The 20,112-nt window shown below is 73.8% G+C and carries 17 protein-coding genes; 6 read left to right on the forward strand and 11 right to left on the reverse strand.

Annotation, left to right across the window (positions count from 1 at the left end; all coding sequences use genetic code 11):
- Positions 1 to 230: 230 nt before the first annotated feature.
- Positions 231 to 2,606 carry a SpoIIE family protein phosphatase gene (locus tag ACZ4U1_RS37600; RefSeq protein ID WP_467908667.1) on the reverse strand — a complete coding sequence of 792 codons (2,376 nt, stop codon included), beginning with the start codon at positions 2,604 to 2,606 and terminating at the stop codon, positions 231 to 233.
- Between the two features lie 405 nt (positions 2,607 to 3,011).
- Here ACZ4U1_RS37600 and ACZ4U1_RS37605 point away from each other — a divergent pair, with 405 nt between their 5' ends.
- Positions 3,012 to 5,084: a SpoIIE family protein phosphatase gene (locus tag ACZ4U1_RS37605; protein ID WP_467908668.1), complete on the forward strand. Its 2,073-nt coding sequence runs from the start codon at positions 3,012 to 3,014 to the stop codon at positions 5,082 to 5,084.
- A gap of 65 nt (positions 5,085 to 5,149) precedes the next feature.
- Here the strand turns inward: ACZ4U1_RS37605 and ACZ4U1_RS37610 are convergent, their stop codons facing one another.
- The 5 genes from ACZ4U1_RS37610 to ACZ4U1_RS37630 all read right to left on the reverse strand — a co-directional run bounded on the left by ACZ4U1_RS37610 (position 5,150) and on the right by ACZ4U1_RS37630 (position 9,678).
- On the reverse strand, positions 5,150 to 5,602 hold the full coding sequence (locus tag ACZ4U1_RS37610; RefSeq protein WP_467908669.1) for a YbhB/YbcL family Raf kinase inhibitor-like protein: 453 nt from the start codon (positions 5,600 to 5,602) through the stop codon (positions 5,150 to 5,152).
- A 40-nt stretch (positions 5,603 to 5,642) separates the two neighbouring features.
- On the reverse strand, positions 5,643 to 6,662 hold the full coding sequence (locus tag ACZ4U1_RS37615) for a sigma-70 family RNA polymerase sigma factor (protein WP_467908670.1): 1,020 nt from the start codon (positions 6,660 to 6,662) through the stop codon (positions 5,643 to 5,645).
- A gap of 147 nt (positions 6,663 to 6,809) precedes the next feature.
- Positions 6,810 to 7,793 carry a threo-3-hydroxy-L-aspartate ammonia-lyase gene (locus ACZ4U1_RS37620; RefSeq protein ID WP_467908671.1) on the reverse strand — a complete coding sequence of 328 codons (984 nt, stop codon included), beginning with the start codon at positions 7,791 to 7,793 and terminating at the stop codon, positions 6,810 to 6,812.
- Between the two features lie 50 nt (positions 7,794 to 7,843).
- Complete coding sequence (locus tag ACZ4U1_RS37625) at positions 7,844 to 9,031, reverse strand: alanine racemase (protein WP_467908672.1); 1,188 nt, start codon at positions 9,029 to 9,031, stop codon at positions 7,844 to 7,846.
- A 14-nt stretch (positions 9,032 to 9,045) separates the two neighbouring features.
- Entirely contained in the window at positions 9,046 to 9,678 is a 633-nt protein-coding gene (locus tag ACZ4U1_RS37630; protein WP_467908673.1) for a helix-turn-helix transcriptional regulator, read from the reverse strand.
- A gap of 177 nt (positions 9,679 to 9,855) precedes the next feature.
- On the opposite strand from ACZ4U1_RS37630, the gene ACZ4U1_RS37635 reads away from it, so the two are divergent.
- Complete coding sequence (locus tag ACZ4U1_RS37635; protein WP_467908674.1) at positions 9,856 to 10,635, forward strand: thioesterase II family protein; 780 nt, start codon at positions 9,856 to 9,858, stop codon at positions 10,633 to 10,635.
- A 69-nt stretch (positions 10,636 to 10,704) separates the two neighbouring features.
- On the opposite strand, the gene ACZ4U1_RS37640 is transcribed toward ACZ4U1_RS37635, so the two are convergent.
- Together ACZ4U1_RS37640 and ACZ4U1_RS37645 are read right to left on the reverse strand one after the other, a co-directional pair.
- On the reverse strand, positions 10,705 to 11,205 hold the full coding sequence (locus tag ACZ4U1_RS37640) for a peptidylprolyl isomerase (RefSeq protein WP_467908675.1): 501 nt from the start codon (positions 11,203 to 11,205) through the stop codon (positions 10,705 to 10,707).
- Between the two features lie 115 nt (positions 11,206 to 11,320).
- Positions 11,321 to 12,394 carry an NAD(+)/NADH kinase gene (locus tag ACZ4U1_RS37645; RefSeq protein ID WP_467908676.1) on the reverse strand — a complete coding sequence of 358 codons (1,074 nt, stop codon included), beginning with the start codon at positions 12,392 to 12,394 and terminating at the stop codon, positions 11,321 to 11,323.
- A 251-nt stretch (positions 12,395 to 12,645) separates the two neighbouring features.
- On the opposite strand from ACZ4U1_RS37645, the gene ACZ4U1_RS37650 reads away from it, so the two are divergent.
- The gene (locus ACZ4U1_RS37650; protein WP_467908677.1) at positions 12,646 to 13,311 is read left to right on the forward strand and encodes a DUF4232 domain-containing protein; all 666 of its coding nucleotides are present in this window, start codon (positions 12,646 to 12,648) and stop codon (positions 13,309 to 13,311) included.
- Positions 13,312 to 13,335: 24 nt separating this feature from the next.
- On the opposite strand, the gene ACZ4U1_RS37655 is transcribed toward ACZ4U1_RS37650, so the two are convergent.
- Positions 13,336 to 14,196: an alpha/beta fold hydrolase gene (locus ACZ4U1_RS37655; protein WP_467908678.1), complete on the reverse strand. Its 861-nt coding sequence runs from the start codon at positions 14,194 to 14,196 to the stop codon at positions 13,336 to 13,338.
- 97 nt (positions 14,197 to 14,293) lie between these two features.
- On the opposite strand from ACZ4U1_RS37655, the gene ACZ4U1_RS37660 reads away from it, so the two are divergent.
- Entirely contained in the window at positions 14,294 to 14,713 is a 420-nt protein-coding gene (locus ACZ4U1_RS37660; protein WP_467908679.1) for a winged helix-turn-helix transcriptional regulator, read from the forward strand.
- Between the two features lie 139 nt (positions 14,714 to 14,852).
- Positions 14,853 to 16,688: a sigma-70 family RNA polymerase sigma factor gene (locus tag ACZ4U1_RS37665; RefSeq protein WP_467908680.1), complete on the forward strand. Its 1,836-nt coding sequence runs from the start codon at positions 14,853 to 14,855 to the stop codon at positions 16,686 to 16,688.
- A gap of 20 nt (positions 16,689 to 16,708) precedes the next feature.
- Here ACZ4U1_RS37665 and ACZ4U1_RS37670 read toward each other — a convergent pair whose 3' ends face one another.
- Positions 16,709 to 17,446, reverse strand: coding sequence for an AraC family transcriptional regulator (locus tag ACZ4U1_RS37670; protein ID WP_467908681.1), 738 nt, complete (start codon positions 17,444 to 17,446; stop codon positions 16,709 to 16,711).
- 54 nt (positions 17,447 to 17,500) lie between these two features.
- On the opposite strand from ACZ4U1_RS37670, the gene ACZ4U1_RS37675 reads away from it, so the two are divergent.
- On the forward strand, positions 17,501 to 18,691 hold the full coding sequence (locus ACZ4U1_RS37675; protein WP_467908682.1) for an MFS transporter: 1,191 nt from the start codon (positions 17,501 to 17,503) through the stop codon (positions 18,689 to 18,691).
- Here the strand turns inward: ACZ4U1_RS37675 and ACZ4U1_RS37680 are convergent.
- Entirely contained in the window at positions 18,667 to 19,467 is an 801-nt protein-coding gene (locus tag ACZ4U1_RS37680; protein ID WP_467908683.1) for a CAP domain-containing protein, read from the reverse strand. The genes ACZ4U1_RS37675 and ACZ4U1_RS37680 overlap by 25 nt on opposite strands.
- Positions 19,468 to 20,112 lie beyond the last annotated feature (645 nt).

Consider the following 20,112-nt stretch of genomic DNA (forward strand, 5'->3'; position numbering starts at 1 on the left):
GTCGCACCTCGCTGACCATCGGCTCCCCCGCCGTGCGCCTGCCTCGTCACCGCATCATGCACGCGCGGAGGGCCGGTTGACCACAACGCGTCGCGCTACGGCGCCGCGGCCGACGCGATCCGGGTGCGGGCCCGGACGAACTGCTCGGTGAGCGGCACGTCGTGCCTGCCGTACCGGCGACCGGAGCGGATCCCGACGGCAGTTCACCGAGTCGGAGGGCGACGCGTCGGTCAGACCACCGACGTCACGGGCTCCTCGGCCCAGATGGTCTTGCCGCGGTCCTCATACCGCGTCCCCCACCGCTGCGCGAACTGGGAGACCAGCAGCAGACCGCGCCCGCCCTCGTCGGTCGTGCGGGCGTGCCGCAGGTACGGCGCGGTGCTGCTGCCGTCGGAGACCTCGACGCTCAGCGCCCGGTCGCGGATCAGCCGCAGCCGTACGGGGGGCTCGGCGTAGCGGATGGCGTTGGTGACCAGCTCGCTGACGATCAGCTCGGTGGCGAACACCTCGTCCTCCATGGCCCACGCGCTCAGCTGGCGGGAGGTCAGACACCGGGCGGTGGCGACGGCCGCCGGGTCGGCCGGCAGCACCCAGGTGGCGACCCGGGCGGGGTCGAGGGGCCGGGTGCGGGCCACCAGGACCGCGGCGTCCCTCGGGGGATCGGTGGGCACCAGCGCCTCCGTGAGCCGCAGGCAGAGATCCTGCGGGGACCGGCAGGCCTCGGACAGCACGCGCGTGAGCCGAACCCGCCCGGCGTCACCGGGGACGTCCTGCAGCAGCCCCGGGGTGAACAGCACCAGCCGGCTCCCCTCCGGCAGACTCAACGTGGTCTTCGCGAAGGGAGGTCCGGGCCGGCCGAGGGGCGGCCCTGCCGGGACGTCGGGGAAGGTCACGGTGCCGTCCGCGGCCACCAGCGCCAGCCCCGCCGGGCCGGCCGCGGCGACGGTGCACCGGCAGGTGACCGGGTCGTAGACGCCGTAGAGACAGGTGGCGCCGACGGGGCTGTGGGCCGGCGGGCCGGCGGTCTCGGCGTCCATCTGCCCGACGAGGTCCTCCAGCCGGGCCATGACCTCGTCGGGCGCCAGTTCCAGGGAGGCCAGCGTCTGCACGGCGGTGCGCAGCCGCCCCATCGTGGCGGCGGTCCGCACACCCCGGCCGGGCGTGCTGCCCGCCACGAGCGCCACGCGGGCTCCGGGCAGGGCGATGACATCGGTCCAGTCGCCGCCCGCACCGGAGTGCACCCAGTGGTGCGCCGCCTGCACCGCCTCCGCGGTGGGCAGGTTCTGCGGCAGCAGACCGCGCTGCAGCGAGAGCACGGCGTTGCGTTCCCGCGTGTAGCGGCGCGCGTTGTCCAGGGCGACGGCGGCGCGGGCGGCCAGGTCCTGGGCCAGGGTGAGATCGTCCTCCTCGAACGCGTCGCACCGGGTCGACCGGTACAGGGCGACGAGCCCCAGCGCACGCTCGCGCACCAGCAGCGGTACGACCATCAGCGAGTGGACCCGCTCCTCCCGCATCCGCCGGCCACGGACCGCGTCACCGCGCACCCACGCGCTGTCCTCGTCCACCACCGGCACCAGCCGCGGCTCGCGGTCGACGAGGACCTGCGCCGCGGGCGCGGCGGCGGGATAGCTGCTGACCTCACCGACCTCGTAGGCGCCCGGGGAGGTGCCGGTGCGGACGGTGCGGGAGGCGGCGCGCCGCAGCTCCCCGCCGGCCTCACCCGGCCCCCTCGGGATGTCACCCCCGGACAGCACCGGCTCCAGCAGTTCCACCGCCACGCTGTCGGCCAGCCCCGGCACCAGCAGGCCGGCCAGCTCGTCCGCGGTGTGCAGCACGTCCAGGGTGGTCCCGATCCGGGAACCGGCCTCCGCCACCAGAGCGAGCCGCTCCTGGGCACGGCGCCGTTCGGTGACGTCGACCACCACATCGGCGACCCCGAGCACACGCCCGTCGTCGTCCTCCAGCCGGAAGACGGACGCCGCGTACACGTGCTCACGGTCGGGGTCACCGGGCGGACGGCCGCGCTTCTCGAAGGAGAGCACCGGCCGGCCGGTCTCCAGAACCCCGGCCATCACCCGCTCGGCCTGTCCGGCGCCGAAGTCGGGCCACACCTCGGCGGGCCGCAGCCCGATCCCCTCGGTCACCCGGGTGCCCTGCATGCCCTCCGCAGCGGCGTTGTACCGCATCAGGCGCAGCTCAGGGTCCAGGACGAACAGGCCGACCGGGGACCGGGTGAACAAGGCCTCCAGCAGCGCCCGGTCGACGGCGGCCGACGCCTCCTGCGCCGCGGGCACCAGCTCGATCCGCCACCGCGGAACCGACCCCGCCCCGGGCTCGGCGGCCACGCACACCCGGCAGCCGACGTGGTGGCCGTCCCGGTGCCGGAACACCACATCCGGTGACGTCCGGTCCGCCGTTGCGTCCCTGACCACCAGGTCCCTCGCCGCCCGGCCGAGGATCCCGTCCGCGGGATGGCCGAGCAGCTCCTCGGCGCCCGCGGGCCACGCCACCACGATGCCCTCGTCATCGACCAGGAACGACGCCCTGCGCGACGCTCCGGGCGCGGATCCCGCCGCCCGGGGGCTGCTGTCTGTCGGCTCAGTCATGATCAGTGACCGTTCTCCCGCCGGCCGAGTGCGGTCGTACGTCCCAGTCTGACCAGGACGGCCCCGGTCGGCACATCGTCCGGCCGGTCGAGGCGGGGCCGGTATCTGGGTACACGCGGGGTAGGGATCAGGCGCTCGGGCGGTGCGCCAGGGCTTCGAGGCGCACGGGAACCGGTGGGCGAGCGGACGACCGCGTCGGTGGTGCCGGCCGACGACCCGGGGGTGAGGTGGCGGGCCGCCGCCCGGCGAGTGACGGGCGGCCCGCCCGCCGTCGCGAGGCACGCCACGGCGAACACGGTGACTATGAAGGGACACGGTGACGGTGAAGAGGCAACGCCGTTGAGGGCACGCGGGTGAGGCGCCGACGCGGCGCGTCCTCCCACCGAGTGGGAGAGGAGCACGGGGATGGGTACGACGGACACCTCGCGACCCGGCCGGGGCCGCCCCCTGGCCGGTGCCGGCACGTCACCCACCGGCCTGCTCGATCTGCTGAGCGTCGCCGCGGTGGTGCTGGACACCAACGGCCGCGTGGTGTTCTGGAGCCCCCAGGCGGAGGAATTGTTCGGCTACACCGCCGAGGAGGCGCTGGGCCGGTTCGCGGTGCAGCTGCTGGTCAACGAGGAGCACCGCGACGAGGTCATCGCGCTGTTCGCCGAGGTCATGGAGTCCGGCACCGACTGGGCGGGGGCCTTCCCGATCCGGCACAAGAACGGCAGCACCCGCCTGGTCGAGTTCCGCAACATGCGGCTGCTCGACGACCTCGGGGACACCTACGCCCTGGGGCTGGCCGTGGACCAGGCGACCGTTGCACGCGTCGAACGCGGCGTCGCCCTCTCCGCACGACTGGTCACCCAGTCCCCGATCGGCCTGGCCATCCTCGATCCCGACCTGCGCTACCTGACGGTGAACCCGGCGCTGGAACGCATCCACGGCCGCTCCGCCGCCGACCACCTCGGTCGGCGGTACCGTGACGTCCTGTCCTTCCTGGACGCCGAGGCCATCGAGGAGCGGCTGCGCCACGTCCTGGAGACCGGAAAGCCGGTGACCGACCGGTACGTCGTCGGCCGTCCCCCCTCCGATCCGCACCGCGAGCACGCCTGGTCCGTGTCGATGCACCGGCTGGAGGACGCCGACGGCCGGGTGCTCGGTGTGGCCACGTCCGTCATCGACATCACCGAGCGCCACGAGGCGACCATCGCGGCGACCCGGGCCCGGAACCGGCTGGCCATGATCGCGGGCGCGTCCGCGGCCATCGGGTCGACCCTCGACGTGGAGCAGACGGCGCACGAGCTGGCCGGAGTCGTCGTACCGGACCTGGCCGACGTCGCCACCGTCCACGTGCTCGAGAGCATCCTGCGCGGACGCACCCCCTCGGTCACCGGCCCCGCCCGCTTCCGCGCCGTCGCCGTCGCCGCGGCCCACGCCCCGGAGGCCGCGCACGTCACCGACCCGCCCGGAGAACTCACCCGGTACGACAGCGACCGTCTGCTCACCCAGTGCGTGCGCACCCGCCGGCCGGTACGGGTCGCCGAGACCACCCGCGAGGACCTGCGGCGCATCGCCCGCAGCAGCGAGGCCGCCGCCGTCCTGGAGACGACGGGCGTGCACTCCTACCTCGCCGTGCCGCTCCTGGCCCGCGGCGAGGTGCTGGGCGCCCTCAGCCTCGAACGCACCGGCACCCCGGCGCCGTTCGACGAGGACGACACGCTCCTCGCCTGCGAGCTGGCCGGCCGCGCCGCGACCTGCATCGACAACGCCCGCTGGTACCAGAGCGCCCGCAACACCGCCCTCACCCTCCAGCGCCGGCTGCTCCCGCAGCTGCCCTCCCGGCTGCCCGGCCTCGCGATCGCCTGCCGGTACCTGCCGGCCGGAGCCTCCAGCGAGATCGGCGGGGACTGGTTCGACGCCATGCGCCTGCCCGGGGACAGCACCGCCCTGGTCGTCGGCGACGTCATGGGAAGCGGCATCAACGCCGCCGCCAGCATGGGCCAGCTGCGCAGCGCCACCCGCGCGTTCGCCGGACTCGACCTCGACCCGGCGGAGGTGCTCCGGCAGCTCGACCGCCTGACCGAGGACGTCGAGCACACCATCGCCACCTGCGCCTACTGCCGCTACGACCCCGAGCGGGGCCGGTGCCGCATCAGCCTCGCCGGTCATCTGCCCCCGGCCCTCGTCCGCTCCGGCCGGCCGGCGCGCCTGCTCGACCTGCCGTCCGGTGTGCCACTGGGGGTCGGCGGTACGGCCTTCGAGACGACGGAGTTCCCCTTCCGCCCCGGTGACCAGATCGCGCTCTACACCGACGGCCTGGTCGAGACCCGCGGCGACCCGATCGACGCCCGCCTGGGCACCCTCCTCGACGCCCTGACGGCCACGGCCGACCAGGATCTGGGGGAGACGTGCGACCGGGTGCTGGAGACGCTCCGGCCGCCCGGGGGTGACGACGACGTGGCCCTGCTGGTGGCGCGGGTCGAGTCCTGAGGCGCCTCGCGGTCGCCCCCCGTCGGTGACCCCTGTGGTCAGCGGGTCGGGGAGCCACCCCGTGGTCAGCGCTGGTACAGACCGACGATGGTGCCGCTGGCCAGCTGGCGCCGGTCGAGCACGGCGTGGGCGTCCTCGGCGGTCGCCCGGTCCGGCAGCGAGACCGGTTCCGGGAGGGCGTAGAGCCGGAAGAAGTACCGGTGCGCGTCGTCGCCGACCGGGGGCTGCGGGCCGCCCCAGCCGCGCTCCCCGAAGCCGTTGCGGTGCGGCTGGCTGCCCTGTGGCGTCTCACCGGCGTCCAGGCCCCCGGCCCGGGGGTCGATACCGGTGACGAGCCAGTGCACGAAGGTCCCGGACGGCGCGTCCGGGTCCTCGCACAGCAGGACCAGTTCCTCCGCCTCGTCCGGCACGCCGGACCAGGTGAGCGGCGGGGAGACATTGTCCGCGTCGTGCGCGTAGCGGCGCGGGATCATGCTGTGATCGCTGAATGCGGAGCTGCTGAGTTCTATACCGGCCATGACTCCCGGAGTACCCGCGCGGGCCCCGGCATACGACCGGTCAGCCGGCCCATTCCAGGAGGCGCTCGCCGGTCTCGGGTGCCCGCAGCCGGGTGAGGGACTCCTTCTCCAGCTGGCGGACGCGTTCCCTGGTCAGTCCCACCCGGTCGGCCACCTGCTGCAGCGTGCGGGGGTGCCCGTCGTGCAGGCCGTAGCGCAGACTGAGGATCATGGACTCGCGGGGCGCCAGCAGGCCCAGGGCGTCCCTCAGCTCCTCGGCGAGCGCCCGGTACTCGGCCACCTCGGGGGCCTGGAGCACGTCGGTGGCGGGGATGAGGTCGCCGACCACGGTCTCGCCGGCGTCGTCCACGGGCGTGTCGAGGCTGAGCGTCTGCCGTCCCACCCGGCGCAGCCAGGCGACCCGGCCCTCGTCGAAGCCGCTCTCCCGGGCCGCCTCGGCGTCCGTCGGTTCACGGCCGAGGCGCAGCTGGAGCTGCCGTTCCGCCTTCGCGAGCTTGTGCAGCTCCTCCACGACGTGCATGGGCAGCCGCACGGTCCGGGCATGCTGGGCCAGGCCCCGTTCGATCGCCTGGCGGATCCACCAGGTCGCGTAGGTGGAGAACTTGAACCCTTTCGTGTGGTCGAACTTCTCCACCGCCCGTATCAGCCCCAGGTTGCCCTCCTGGATGACGTCGAGCAGCGGCACGCCCCGGTGCGCGTGCCGTTTGGCGATCGACACCACCAGCCGCAGGTTGGCCCGGATCATGTGGTCCTTGGCGTGCCAGCCGTCCCGTACGACCGCGTCCAGCTCCCGGCGCCGTTCCGGGGGCAGGCGCCGCTCGTCGGCCTCGGCCCGCTCCAGTTCCCCGGCGGCGTGCACACCGGCCTCGATGCGGCGGGCCAGCCGTACCTCGTCCTCGGCGGTGAGCAGCGGGGTCGCGGCGATCTGGGCCAGGTACTGGCCCAGCAGATCCGGGTCGTCGCCGGTCTCCGGCACCCTGCTGCGCGGACGTGCGGAGTGGGCGGCGGCACGGCGGTGTTCTCGGGGATCCTCAACGGCGGATCGTGCCGGCGCAGGCATGATTCCGGCCCTCCGACTCCTGACGATCGCTTCGTCTGTCTGTCTCCACAGGCGTGCCGGGTACCCGGCCGGAACCCCGTGACACAGCCGGGGAGACGTTGCGCGCCGCTCCGGAGGCGTTTCTCCGCTTTCCGCACCGCACCCGCGTCACCCTCGGTCCGTGCGCTGGGTGAGGGTGTTGAAGCGGTCGACGTCGATGTTGCCGCCGGAGGCGATGACGCCGATCCGCCGCGGCGGGTTCTCGACGCGTCCGGCCAGCAGGGCGGCCAGCGGGGTGGCGCCGCTGGGTTCCAGGACGGTCTTCAGGCGCTCGAAGGCGAAGCGCATCGCGGTGAGGATCTCCGCGTCGCTGACGAGGGCGATGGAGTCGACCAGGCGCTGGTTGACGGGGAAGGTGATCTCGCCGGGGGTGTCCAGGGCCTGGCCGTCGGCGATGGTGCGGGGGACCGGGATGGTCACGCGTGTCCCGGCCTCCAGGGACCGCTTGGTGTCGTCGCCCGCCTCCGGCTCGACGCCGATGACGCGGATCCCGGGGTGCAGTGCCGTCGCGGCGGTGGCACTGCCCGCGATGAGGCCGCCGCCTCCCACGGGCACCAGCAGGGCGTCCAACGGGCCGGTCTCCTCCAGGAGTTCCAGCGCGGCGGTGCCCTGGCCGGCGATGACGTGGGGGTGGTCGTAGGGCGGGATCAGGGTCAGCCCGCGCTCCTCGGCCAGGGCGTGGGCGAGCGCGGAGCGGTCCTGGGTGTAGCGGTCGTAGGTGACGACCTCCGCCCCGTATCCGGCGGTGGCCGCCAGTTTGGAACGCGGTGCGTCCTCGGGCATCACGATGACGGCGGTGGTGCCCAGTTCCCGGGCGGCCAGCGCGGTGGCCTGGGCGTGGTTGCCGGAGGAGTAGGCCGCGATGCCCTTGGCCCGCTGTTCCGGGGAGAGCTGGACGACGGCGTTGTAGGCGCCGCGGAACTTGAAGGCCCCCATCCGCTGGTAGTTCTCGGCCTTGATGAACACCTCGGCGCCGACAAGGGAGTTCAGCGTGCGGGAGGTGAGGACCGGCGTGCGGTGGGCGATGCCCTCGAGGCGGGCGGCGGCCTCGCGGACGTCGGCGAACGAAACGGGCAGTGCGGCGGTGGCCATGGGTGTCCTCGGAGTGTCCTCGACGGGCGGGGGGATGGGCGGCAGACGGCTCACCAGCCGGTGACGCGCGGCCAGTATGTCTGGAGCATCGGCGCGGACGCCGTCGGGCCATGGGCACCGTCGATGACGTGGTAGCCCTGGTGCTGGGCGGCGGTGGCGCAGGCGTGGTTGGGCAGGACGCGCAGGCGGGTGCCGATGGGCAGGTCGGGCAGTACGGCGCCGTTCCGGGCGGTGAGCGTGCCGTGCTCCTGGCTGGCCGCGGTCATGACCACGTCCGGGATCAGCGTGCCGTCCAGGTCGGTGACCAGACCGTAGCCCTGGTCCTGCGGCTGGGCGGAGGTGCCGCGGTCGCGGGACATCGCCATCCAGCCGCCGTCGGTGACGATCCATCCGTACTCGGGGCGGTGACCGATGACGGTGACCACGACCGACAGGGCGAGGTCGTCCAGCTCGCACACGCCGAGACCGGCCATCACCAGGTCGAAGAAGACGTAGTTCCCGGCGCGGAGTTCGGTGACCCCGCTGAGGTCGTCGGCCGCGTGCGCGGTGGGGGTGGAGCCCACGCTGACGGTGGGCACGGGCAGGCCGGCCGCGTGGAGCCGCTCGGCCGCGGCGACCGCGGCCTCGCGTTCGTTCCGGGCCGCCGTGCGCCGCTCCTCGGCGGTGGGGCAGGAGTACGACTCGCCCGCGTGGGTCAGTACGCCGTCCAGGCAGCCCGCGTCGTGCAGGATCCCGCCGATCCCGGGGAGCCCGGGGGCGTCGGGCCGGAGGCCGCCGCGGTGGCCGTCGCAGTCGATCTCGATCTGGGCGGGCAGGGTGACCCGGGCCTCCCGTGCGGCCGCGGCGACGAACGTCGCCTGCTCGGTGCTGTCCAGCAGCACGCGCAGCGTGACCCCGCGGCGCACCAGGGCGACCACCCGCGGGAGTTTGTGCGGTTCGATGCCGACGGCGTACGTGATGTCGCGGTAACCGGCGGCGGCGAACGCCTCGGCCTCGGCGAGGGTGGAGACGGTGACGGGACCGGGGGTGCCGTCGTGCAGGAGGGCGGCGGCGTCGAGGCTCTTGGCCGTCTTCACGTGCGGGCGCAGCGCGACTCCGAGGCGGTCCGCCCTCGCCCGCAGCCGGGCGATGTTGCGCCGGACCCTGTGCACGTCGACGACGGCGAACGGGGTGTCGGGATCGGCCAGGGTACGGGCGGTGCCGGGGGAGACGGCGGGGGAGGAGGGGGCGGTGGTCATGGGCGGGTGACCCTTCACTTCGCGTAGTTGTAGACCGTGGCCCGGGACACGCCGAGCAGGTCCGCGATGGTCTGCGCGGCGTCGCGCGAGTCGAAGTAGCCGTCGCGCTGCAGCTGTCGTACGAGCGCCTTCTTGTCCTCCCGGCTCAGTGAGCGGGGCGTGGCGGCGCGCTCCGCGGCACGGGCCTCCACCACCTGGCGCAGCTCGCGCGCGTTGCGGTCCCGCAGGGTCTCCAGGGGCTGGTCGCGGTGCTCGGTGTCGGTGGCCACGAGGTTGGACAGCGCGAGGGTCACCGGGGACAGGACGGACACGTCCAGGTTCAGGCACAGCGCGGCGATGTATGTGCCGGCGGCGTTCTTGATGCCGATGGACGTGCTTTTCGCCGGGCGGCCGTCGGGGAACCGGTTGGGGTAGTTCTGGATGACGCTGGGGTACTGCGGGTCGGCGATCCGGGCCAGTCCCAACTCGGTGGCGGAGTCGCCCACCTGACGGCCCGACAGGTTGTTCTCGATCGCACGGATCGCGTGGTCCGGATCCCGCAGGTCGTGCAGCACCACCTCGCACAGGCCGGGAAACATGCGGCCCAGCGCCACGGCGATCTTCTCGGCCTCCCGGATCAGGTGCTCGTCCGTGCCGTCCTCGCTCACACCGGCCCCCGGGTTCGACTCTCTGTCTAGATCTGGACAGAGAGTCTAGGAACGGGAGTACGTCGCGTCAAGCGGGGCAAGGTGCATGGGCGGGGCGGCACTTGACCTCCGGCACACAGCGCCCGTCGGTACCGTGGGACACACAGCGGGTTCCACACGTTCCATCGAGGGGGACACATGGCCGACCTGTCCGGCGCGGAGCACCAGGTGTGGATGCGCAGCTTCCACCAGGCGACACCGGGTGCGCCGCGGCTGCTGTGCCTGCCGCACGCCGGTGGCTCCGCGAGCTTCTACTTCCCCGTCTCCAAGGCGTTGTCGCCCGCGGTGGACGTGCGCGCGGTGCAGTACCCGGGCCGCCAGGACCGCCTCCTGGAGGCCCCGGCCGACTCCGTCCAGGACATCGCGCGGGGCGTGTTCCACGCGCTGGACGAGCGGGACGACACTCCCCTCGCCCTCTTCGGGCACAGCATGGGCGCCCTGGTCGGCTTCGAGCTGGCCCGGCTCCTGGAGGACGCCGGGCGGCCGCCCGCGGTGTTCTTCGTCTCCGGCCGCCGGGGGCCGTCCGTCGAGCGCGACGAGAACGTCCACCAGGGCGACGACGCGCGGCTGATCGAGGAGGTCACCAAGCTGGAGGGCACCGACGCGGCCCTGCTCCAGGACGAGGAGATGCTGAGCATGATCCTGCCCGCGCTGCGGGCGGACTACCGCGCGGTGGAGACGTACCGGCCCACCCCCGGACCGAGGCTGAACTGCCCCTTCGTCGCGCTGACCGGCGACGCCGACCCCCGGGTCACCCCCGAGGAGGCCCGGACCTGGTCGCGGGAGACCGACGGCCCCTTCGAACTGCACGTGTACCCCGGGGCGCACTTCTATCTGGTGACGCAGCAACAGGCCGTACTGGCCCGGATCGAGGCCACGCTGCGACGGCTCGCCTCCGGAACCGGAGCCGCGGCCTGATCCGGCCGGCGGGCCGAGCGCCACGACGCGGGCGGCACCGGTGGACCGGTGCCGCCCCGGCGGTGTGCGTCAGCCGATGACCTTGGCGGACTCGATGACCACGGGCTCCGTCGGGACGTCCTGGTGGCCGGCCCGGCTGCCCGTCTTGACCCCCTTGATGGAGTCGACGACCTCCCGGCCCTCGGTGACCTTGCCGAACACGGCGTAACCCCAGCCGGTCGGCGTCTTCGCCGAGTAGTTGAGGAAGGCGTTGTCCGAAACGTTGATGAAGAACTGGGCCGTCGCGGAGTGCGGGTCGTTCGTCCGCGCCATCGCCACGGTGTAGTTGTCGTTCTTCAGCCCGTTGTCGGCCTCATTCTGGATCGGCGCCTCGGTGGGCTTCTGCTTCATGTCCTGGGTGAAACCGCCGCCCTGGATCATAAAGCCGTTAATGACCCGATGGAAAATCGTGCCGTCGTAGTGGCCGCTGCGCACGTACGACAGGAAGTTCTCGGCGGTCTTCGGCGCCTCGGCGTCGTTGAGCTCCAGCACGATCCGGCCGAAGTTCGTCTTCAGCTCGACGGTCGACATCAAAATTCTCCTTATTCCAGTGGGGCTTGCCCACGCCTACGGTACGGAATATACGACCACAGGGCACACGCACCGCGCTGCAGCGCCCCGGGCTTCGAACGGCCATCCGGGTGTCTCAGGCCGGCCGGGAAGCGCCACCGGGCCCCGGAGGAAGGGCCAGGTGGGCGAGGTCGCCCGGCGGCGGAGTGGTCACCGGCCACAGCGGAGCGGCCCTCCCGTCGGCGAGCGCGGCCGGTGCGTCGGTGAGGTTCATGCGCTCGCGCAGCCGGCCGTAGAAGTCCATCGGACCGAGCCGTACCGCCTTCAGCCGGCGCGGGGCGGCGTACACGCCGATCCAGTCGCCGGGGCTCAGCACCCCGCGCAACTGGCCGTCGATGCTGACCGCGGCCTGGCCCGACCGTTCCAGCACGCGCAGCGCGACGGGCTCGTCCGGCGCGGCCACCACCGAACGGTTGAACACCATGTGCGGCGCGACCGGCGTGAACACCAGGCCCTCCGCGCGGGGCGAGACCACCGGACCGCCCGCGGCGAAGCTGTACGCCGTGGAGCCCGTGGGTGTGGCCACCAGCAGCGCGTCGGCCGAGTAGCAGGCCAGGAGCCGGCCCGCCAGATAGACCGCGACCGACACCTGCCGGTCCCGGGCCAGCTTCTCCACGACCACGTCGTTCAGCGCGGTGACGTTCAGGGCGACGCCCCAGTCCCCGCCCACCTCGCACTCCGTGCGCACCCGCGGCGGCGGCAGCATGGGCCCGCGGCCGTACCGCAGCAGCGCCTCCATCTGCGCGGGCACCTCCAGCCGGCACGACGCCCGCAGGGTCAGCAGCATCCGGCTCTCGACGTCGATCCGCTCCTCCCGTACGGCGTCCAGCGCGGCCCGCACCGCCGTGGCGGGGACCTCCGTGAGGAAGCCGACCCGGCCGAGGTCGACACCGAGCACCAGGGCGTCGTTCTCGGCCGCCAGCCGGGCCCCGCGCAGGAACGTGCCGTCACCGCCCAGGGTGACGACGAGGTCCGGATCGCCCGCGCTGTCCATCTCCTCGCGGGCGCTGTGCCGGGCGCCCTCCTGCCAGACGTCGATGTCCGCGCATCCCACCGCGTGCTCGGCGCACCACGCGCGCACGGCCCGCGCGGCGGCCACCGCCTCGGTGCGCCCGCCGTGCACGACCAGGCCGACACGGTTCACCGTCATACCCGCACACCTGCCTCCCGGTCGGCTCGTAGCGAGCGCCATCCTCGCCGCGGACCACGCCGGCCCGGCGCGCGCCACGCCGCCCGGTGGTCACCGCGCGGCCTTCCGTGCACCTCCGGCCCTGGTTTGTCACCGGCGTGTCACAACGGCCGGACCGGGGAACCCGGGGCCCCGGCACCCGGTCTGGTCCGGTGAGCACCGGCGCCCTGCCGGTCGCTCCGACCACACACCACGGACAACCGGGGGATCTCATGCATCACCGACACACCAGCCGCGTCACCGGGGCGGCCCTGGCCGCCGTCGCCGCCACCCTGTCGCTGACGGCCTTCCAGTCGGCGAGCGGCACGGCAGCGGGCGCGGCCCCGGCCCCGAAGGCCCCCGCCGCCACCGTGGCGGCCGCGGCGACTGCCGGGTCGGCCGAGGCCGCCGCGCCCGTCCGCGTCTCCCTGGTCGCCCACACCACCTCCCGTGCCACGCCGGCCTGCACGGCCAAGGCGCTGGAGGCGTCGGCGTACCAGTCCGCCGTCCGGCCGCGGGGCACGGGCACCGGGGCCGCGGTCGTCCAGTTCACGAACGTCTCCTCGGCGGCGTGCGTGCTGCGCGGCCACCCGACGGTGGCCGGGGCGGGCAACGGCTCGCCCCAGCGGTCCGTTCCGCTGAAGGTGACCCCCAAGGGCACCGCGACCACCGTGCGCCTCGCACCGGGCGGCAAGGCGTGGCTGAAGCTGACCTTCGTACAGGTGCAGGGCGAGGGGGACGGTTACTGCGTCTCCGGCGCGACCCCGTCCGTGTTCCCGACGCTGGTGGTCGGCCTGCCGAAGGCGGGCAAGCACCAGGTCGCCCTGGACGACGGCTGGTTCGCCGAGTGCGACAACAAGGTCACCGCGACGGCGGTGTCGACGGTGAAGCCCGCCTGACCCTTCCGCGCCGGGGACGCGGGGTCAGTCCCGGTCCCCGGCGAGGAACGGTTCCAGGAGCTCCAGCAGCGCCTTCGGGCGGTCCAGCGGGACGATGTGGCCGCAGTCCGGGATCACCCGGCCGGTCAGCCGGTCGGCGTACGGGCGCAGTTGGCGTTCCAGCGCGCGGCCGGCCGGGTGGGCGCCGATCGTGAGCGCGGGCACGGTGAGGCGGGCGCCGGCCACCGCCTCCCGGATCTGCCCGGCGGTGACCGGCAGGGCCCGGTACGGCCCGAACGCGGCGCGCAGCGCCTCGCTCCCGCGGTAGGCGCGGACGAACTCCGCCCGCACGTCGGGCCGTACGCCCCGGCCGAGGGTGCCGCGCTCCAGGAACCAGCCGACGTACTCCTCTTCGCGCCCCGCGAGCACGGTCTCCGCGAGGCCGGGTTCGGCGTGGAAGCCGAACCACCACGGCGGCCCGCCCGCCAGGAACTCCTCGGCGCCCGGGAGGTCGCCCAGCAGCGACTCCATCAGCACCAGCCGCCGTACCAGCCCGGGCCGCCGCATGGCCAGGAGGAACGCGGGCGGGGTGCCGAGGTCGATGCCGATCACGGCGGCCGGGCCGGCGCCGAGGGCCTCCAACAGGCCCTCGGCGTCGGCCGCGAGCGTCCCGGCGTCGTACCCGTCCGCCGGCCGGTCGCTGTCGCCGAAACCCCGCAGGTCCGGTGCGATCACCCGGTACCGGCGGGCCAGCGGGCCGATGACCTCGGTCCACAGCCGCCAGGTGTGCGGGAAGCCGTGCAGCAGCAGGACGGCCGGCCCCCGGCCGGCCGTGGCGACGTTGAGCCCGACGCCGTTGACGGTGACCCGGCGCAGCCGCACGCCCGGGACGGAGTTGACGGTCATGAACGACCCCTCGGGTAACCAATGGTGACAAGGGAACGCTAGGTAACTAGTCTCGGGCTCACCAGACCGCACTTTCCCGTCAGTTGGTGAGCTTCAGGTGACCTCCCAGGCCAAGGGCGTCCCCGCCGCGCGCGGCGACCTGTTCGACCCCGCGTGCCCGACCCGCAGGCTCCTCGACCGAATCGGTACGAAGTGGACGTCGATGGCGGTGAAGGTGCTGGCGGAGGCGGCCCCGGGCGAGGTCCGCTTCGCCGAGCTGCTGCGCCGGATGCCCGGCGTCTCGCAGAAGATGCTGTCCGTGACCCTGCGGAACCTGGTGCGGGACGGCCTGGTCGCCCGCAGGGTGGAGCCCTCCGTACCGCCCGGCGTGCACTACCGGCTCACCGCACTCGGCCTGTCGCTCGAAACCGTCCTCGCCGCCGTCCGGGACTGGGCCGAGGCACACATGGCCGAAGTGGACCGCGCCAACGAGCTGAGCCAGGGTCAGGATGACCGGCCGGGATCCGCCCCGGTGTGACCTTCTCCCTTGCGGCCGGCGCACCGCTGCTGTGAGTCTCCCGTCGAACGATTTTCCGAAGAACTGTTATCGGCACCGCACCCGGCGGTCTCCCAGGTAACGGACAGCATCGTTCGGCGTCGAGGACAGGGAAGCTCTGATGAGGACACAGCACACGGTGGACACGGCGGCACTGGTGAACGCCGCCCGAGCGGGAGACCCGGCGGCCCAGGACGCCCTGGTCAGCGCCTATCTCCCGCTGGTCTACAACATCGTGGGGCGGGCCCTGAACGGTTCGGTCGACGTCGACGACGTGGTCCAGGAGACCATGCTCCGGGCCCTCGGCTCGCTCGGTGACCTGCGCACCCCGGAGAGCTTCCGCTCCTGGCTCGTGGCCATCGCGATGAACCGGGTCCGGGCGCACTGGCAGGACCGGCAACTCGCCCCGGCCGCCGTGGAGGAGACCGGCGACGTCGCCGATCCGGGCGCCGACTTCGTGGACCTCACCATCGTCCGGCTCCAGCTGTCCGGCCAGCGCCAGGAGACCGCGCGCGCCACCCGCTGGCTGGAGCCGGACGACCGGGAGGTGCTGTCGCTGTGGTGGCTGGAGTGCGCCGGTGAGCTGACCCGGGCCGAGGTCGCCGCGGCCCTCGCGGTGTCGCCGCAGCACACCGCGGTCCGGGTGCAGCGGATGAAGGCGCGGCTGGAGGCGGCCCGGGTGGTGGTACGGGCGCTCGACGCGCGGCCCGTCTGCGAGGAGCTGCACGGGATGCTGGCCTCCTGGGACGGTCTGCCCTCCGCCCTCTGGCGCAAGCGGATAGCCCGGCACGCCCGCGAGTGCGCGCGCTGCGGCGGCCTGTGGAGCGGTCTGCTGCCCGCGGAGGGGCTGCTGGCCGGGCTGGCCCTCGTCGCGGTGTCGTCGGCGCTGCTGACGACGACCCGGTCCGCCGTGACCGGCCTGACGGCGGCCGCCTCCACCGCACCGCTCCCGCCGGTCACCGACGCCGCCGCCCACGGGCCCCAGGGCCCGGGCACCACCGCATGGGACCAGGGCGCCGTGGGACCGCATCCGGGCGCCGGCCCGGGACAGGCCGCCTCCGGCTCGGACCCTGGCACCACCGGCTCGGTCCAGGACACCACCGGATCCACCCCGAGCGTCGCCGGAGCGGAGCCGGGCACCGCCGGCCCGGGCACCGGCGGCAGCGGCTCCGGCGCCCCGGTCGGGCTGCGCGCCTCCCGGCGTCGCGGCACCGGCCGCGGCGAGGCGCGGCGACGGCGGCGGATACGGCGCCGGGCCGTCGGGAGTGCCGTGGTGGCGGCCTGTGTCGCGGGCGGCGGCCTCTGGTACTTCGGCACCGGCTCCGGGTCGGGGACCAGGGAGGCGACCGCCGCGCACACCGCCGGCGCTCCCGTCGTGGACCTCTCGGAACCCAGCGCCGTCGCGACCTCGTCCTCGCCCTCGGCGTCCGCGTCGCCGTCCCCGTCGCACTCGAAGAAGCCGCGCGCCTCCAAGAGCCCCCGCCCGGCCCGCACCAGCAGCACCCCGAAGGCCCGGCCGAGCACGCCGACGACTCCGCGCGCCTCCCGCACCCCGCAGGCGCAGCCGGCGCCCGCGGGCACGGTGGCGCAGGTGGTCGCGCTCGTGAACAAGGAGCGGGCCGCCGCCGGCTGCGGCCCGGTCACCGAGGACGCCCAACTGGACCGGGCCGCCCAGGGCCACTCCGACGACATGGCCGCCCGCGGCTTCTTCGACCACACCAACCCGGACGGCGACGGACCCGGCGAGCGCATCACCGCGGCGGGCTACCGCTGGTCGACGTACGGCGAGAACATCGCGAAGGGGCAGCAGACCCCGCAGGCCGTGATGGACTCGTGGATGAACAGCCCCGGCCACCGCGCCAACATCCTCAACTGCTCGTTCAAGAACATCGGCGTGGGCGTCCACAACGGCTCGGGCGGCCCGTGGTGGACCCAGGCGTTCGGAGCCAAGCTGTGAGCACCGCCGGGCGGTGAGCGCTACGGGGTGCTGCCCGGCGTGTGTCCGAAGGTGCGCCGGAAGACGTCGATGAACGCGCTGGCCGAGGACCACCCGCACCGGTGCGCCACCGTGGTCACCGGCGTCCTCCCGGCCAGCAGCACCAGCGCGTGGTGCAGGCGTAGTTGGGTGCGCCACTGCGGGAACGTCATCCCGAGGTCGCGGCGGAACAGCCGGGACAGGGTCCGGTCGCTCGCCCCGACCTGGCGCCCGAGTTCCGCCAGCGTGCGGCCGTCGGCCGGATCGGCGCGCAGGATGTCGCACAGCGCGCGCAGCACGGGGGACGCGGGAGTCGGCAGATGCAGCGGCTGCTGGGGCGAGGCGCGCAGCTGGTCCAGCAACACCGCGCGCAGCCGCGCCCGTTCGGGGCTGCCGTCGTCCGGGGCGCTGGTGTGGGCGACGATCAGTTCGCGCAGCAGCGGCCCCACGGCGAGCACGGTCGGCGCGTGCAGACCGAGCGGGTTCTCGCTCGCGGACAGCCCCACCAGATGCAGTTCGAGCGCGCCGTGCGCCTGGTGGGCGTGCACGGTGCCGGCCGGCACCCACAGGGCGCGGGTGGCGGGGGCGACCCAGGAGCCGGCGTCGGTGGTGACGGCCAGCACGCCCCGGCCCGCGTAGACGATCTGGTGGTCGTCGTGCCGGTGGGCGTCTATCGCCGCGCCGGACGCCAGCCACTGGGTGCGGGTGGGGGCCACCGGCTCGTGGCGGATCTCCGTCATCGGCTGGCAGATTATCGAAAGCGCGACAGTCCCGCGGGGCCGGAGCATGACCGGGTGCGAAGGAAAGCATCGATCACCCTGCTGTCCGTCGGGCACGCCTGTGTCGACGTCTACCAGGGAGCCGTGGCGTCCCTGATCCCGTTCCTCGTCGCCGAGCGCGGCTACGGCTACGCGGCAGCGGCGGGCGTCGTCCTGGCCGCCTCCCTGCTGTCGTCGGTGGCGCAGCCGCTGTTCGGCGCGCTCACCGACCGCCGGCCCGTTCCGTGGCTGCTGCCGGCGAGCACGCTCCTGGCCGGCCTGGGCATCGCGCTGAGCGGAACCAGCGGTTCGTACGCGCTGACGCTGGTGTGCGTGGCGGTGTCCGGTGCCGGCGTGGCCGCCTACCACCCCGAGTCCGCCCGCGTCGCGCGGCTGGCCGGCGGGGACGGTCACAGCGCCATGGGCTGGTTCTCCCTGGGCGGCAACGCCGGCTTCGCCCTGGCCCCGCTCCTGGTCACCGCCGTCGTGGGCACGGGCGGTCTCGGCTGGACCCCGCTGCTGGTGCTGCCCGCGCTCGTCGGCGCCGCGCTGAACCTGACCGCGCTGCGGGCACCGGAGCAGCGGCGGCACTTCGCCCGGACGACACCGGTGCACGGCGCCGACGACAGGGCGTCCTTCCTGAAGCTGTCGCTGGCCGTGGTGTGCCGCTCGGTCGTGTTCACCGGCCTGAGCAGCTTCCTGTCCCTGTACGCCGCGCAGCGCATGGGCGGGAGCACCGCGGCCGGTACGGCCGCGCTGTGCGTGTTCTATCTGGGCGGCGCGGCCGGTTCCGTGCTGGGCGGCCGGCTCGCCGGGCGCTGGGACCGGGTGACGGTCTGCCGCTGGTCGTACCTGCTCTCGGTCGCGGCGGTCGCCGGTGTCGTCCTCGTCCCCGGCCCCGCCCTGTACCTGTGCGTGGCCCTGACCTCCGCCGGCCTGTACGTGCCGTTCTCGCTCCAGGTCACCCTCGGCCAGGACTACCTGCCCTCGCGGGTCGGTACCGCCGGGGGTGTCACCCTCGGTCTGACCGTCAGCGTCGGCGGACTGGCGAGCCCTCTCATCGGCCGGGTCGCCGACGCGACGTCCCTGCGGACCGCGCTGGCCCCGCTGGTCCTGATGCCGGCGCTCAGCTGGCTGCTGTTGCGCGCCCTGCCCGAACCAGCGGGTCCCGGCGGCCGGGACGACGTACCGGCCGCCGTCGCTCAGCGAGCGGTGCCGAAGTCCTGAGTCCAGTAGCTGCCGGGCTGCGCGAGGCCGACGCCGATCTCCTTGAACCCGCAGTTGAGGATGTTGGCCCGGTGGCCCGGGCTGGTCATCCAGCCCGCCATGACCTGCTCCGCGGTGCTGTAGCCGTAGGCGACGTTCTCGCCGTAGCTGCTCCAGGTGTAGCCGGCGGCGGTGATGCGGTCGCCCGGGTTCGATCCGTCGGAGCCGGTGTGCGACATGTTCTGGTGGGACGCCATGTCCTCGCTGTGCGCCTGCGCGGCCTTGGTCAGCGCCGAGTTGAGGGTCAGCGCCTGGCAACCGGCCTTCGCCCGCTCGGCGTTCACCAGCCGCAGGATCTCGGCGCTGACGCCGGACGCCGTGGCGGTGGGCTTCGGGGTGCTCGGCGCGGCGGAGGCTGCGGGCGCGGGGGCGGAGGCCGCGGGGGCGGGGGCGGAAGCGGTGGGCTTCGGAGTGCTGGGCGCGGCGGTCCGCCGGGGCTGGGGGACCGTGACCTTCTTCTTGGCGGTGGGCCGGGCGCTCGGCGGAGCCGTGGTCCAGGGCGTGGGCGGCGCGGTGGTCCGCGGTGCGCCGGTGTCGTGGTCGTTGCGGTGGTGATGCCTGGGGGTGTACTGCCACTGCCCCACGGGCGCGCTCGTCACGACGGTCTGTGCCGGGTCCTCCGTGCTGTACGGCCACTCGGCACAGGCCAGGGCGACGGACGGCACGCCTACGGCGCCGACGGCTACGGCGGCTATGACTATTCGCCGGTAGTGCTTCGTTTTGCGGTGCTGGCCCATACGTCAACCTCACTCGGTGATCGCCGAGCGCTCATTGTTGGGACGGCGTCACAGGCAGCGCAAAGGCCTCTTCTACTACCTCGCATCGTAGACCCGCGCGGGTCTTGTCAGGAGAGCCGGGAGATGTCGGCTTCGCGAACGCGATGTTTGCGCAAATCTATCGGCCCGTCAGAAACTGCTGGGCGGCGACGAATGGGAGGGACGCCTGGGAGGTCGGCCTGGCGTCGCCGCGACCGCGGCTCGCGCCCACGGCAAGACGGACAAATCCCATTTGTCACGGCGGACGCGTCTACTATCCGGCCCGCTTAGTGAGCGACTCGGCTGTGAGGGATGTCACTCCAGCCGGGTCGCCGTGCGGTGAAGACCGCGAAAGGGGAGCACCGTGCGGACTGGACCGCGCGGTCGAAGATGAAGGACTGCCGCGACTCCCGCAGGTGCGGCACGCCCGGCCCGGTCTCTCCCGCCCCGCCCATGGTGCGGTCCGGCGCCGGTCCTGCTCCCGGGGTACGTATGCACCGCGGGGGGGGGGGGGGGGGAAGGGGGGGGGGGGGGGGGGGCCCCCGTTCTGGTTCAGTCCCCCGTTTTTGGGGGAGGGCCTTTTTGCCCCCGTGGGGTTTTTTGAACTCTTTTTCCCCCAAGGGGAGA

The sequence above is a fragment of the Streptomyces sp. NPDC028928 genome (genome assembly GCF_055564915.1).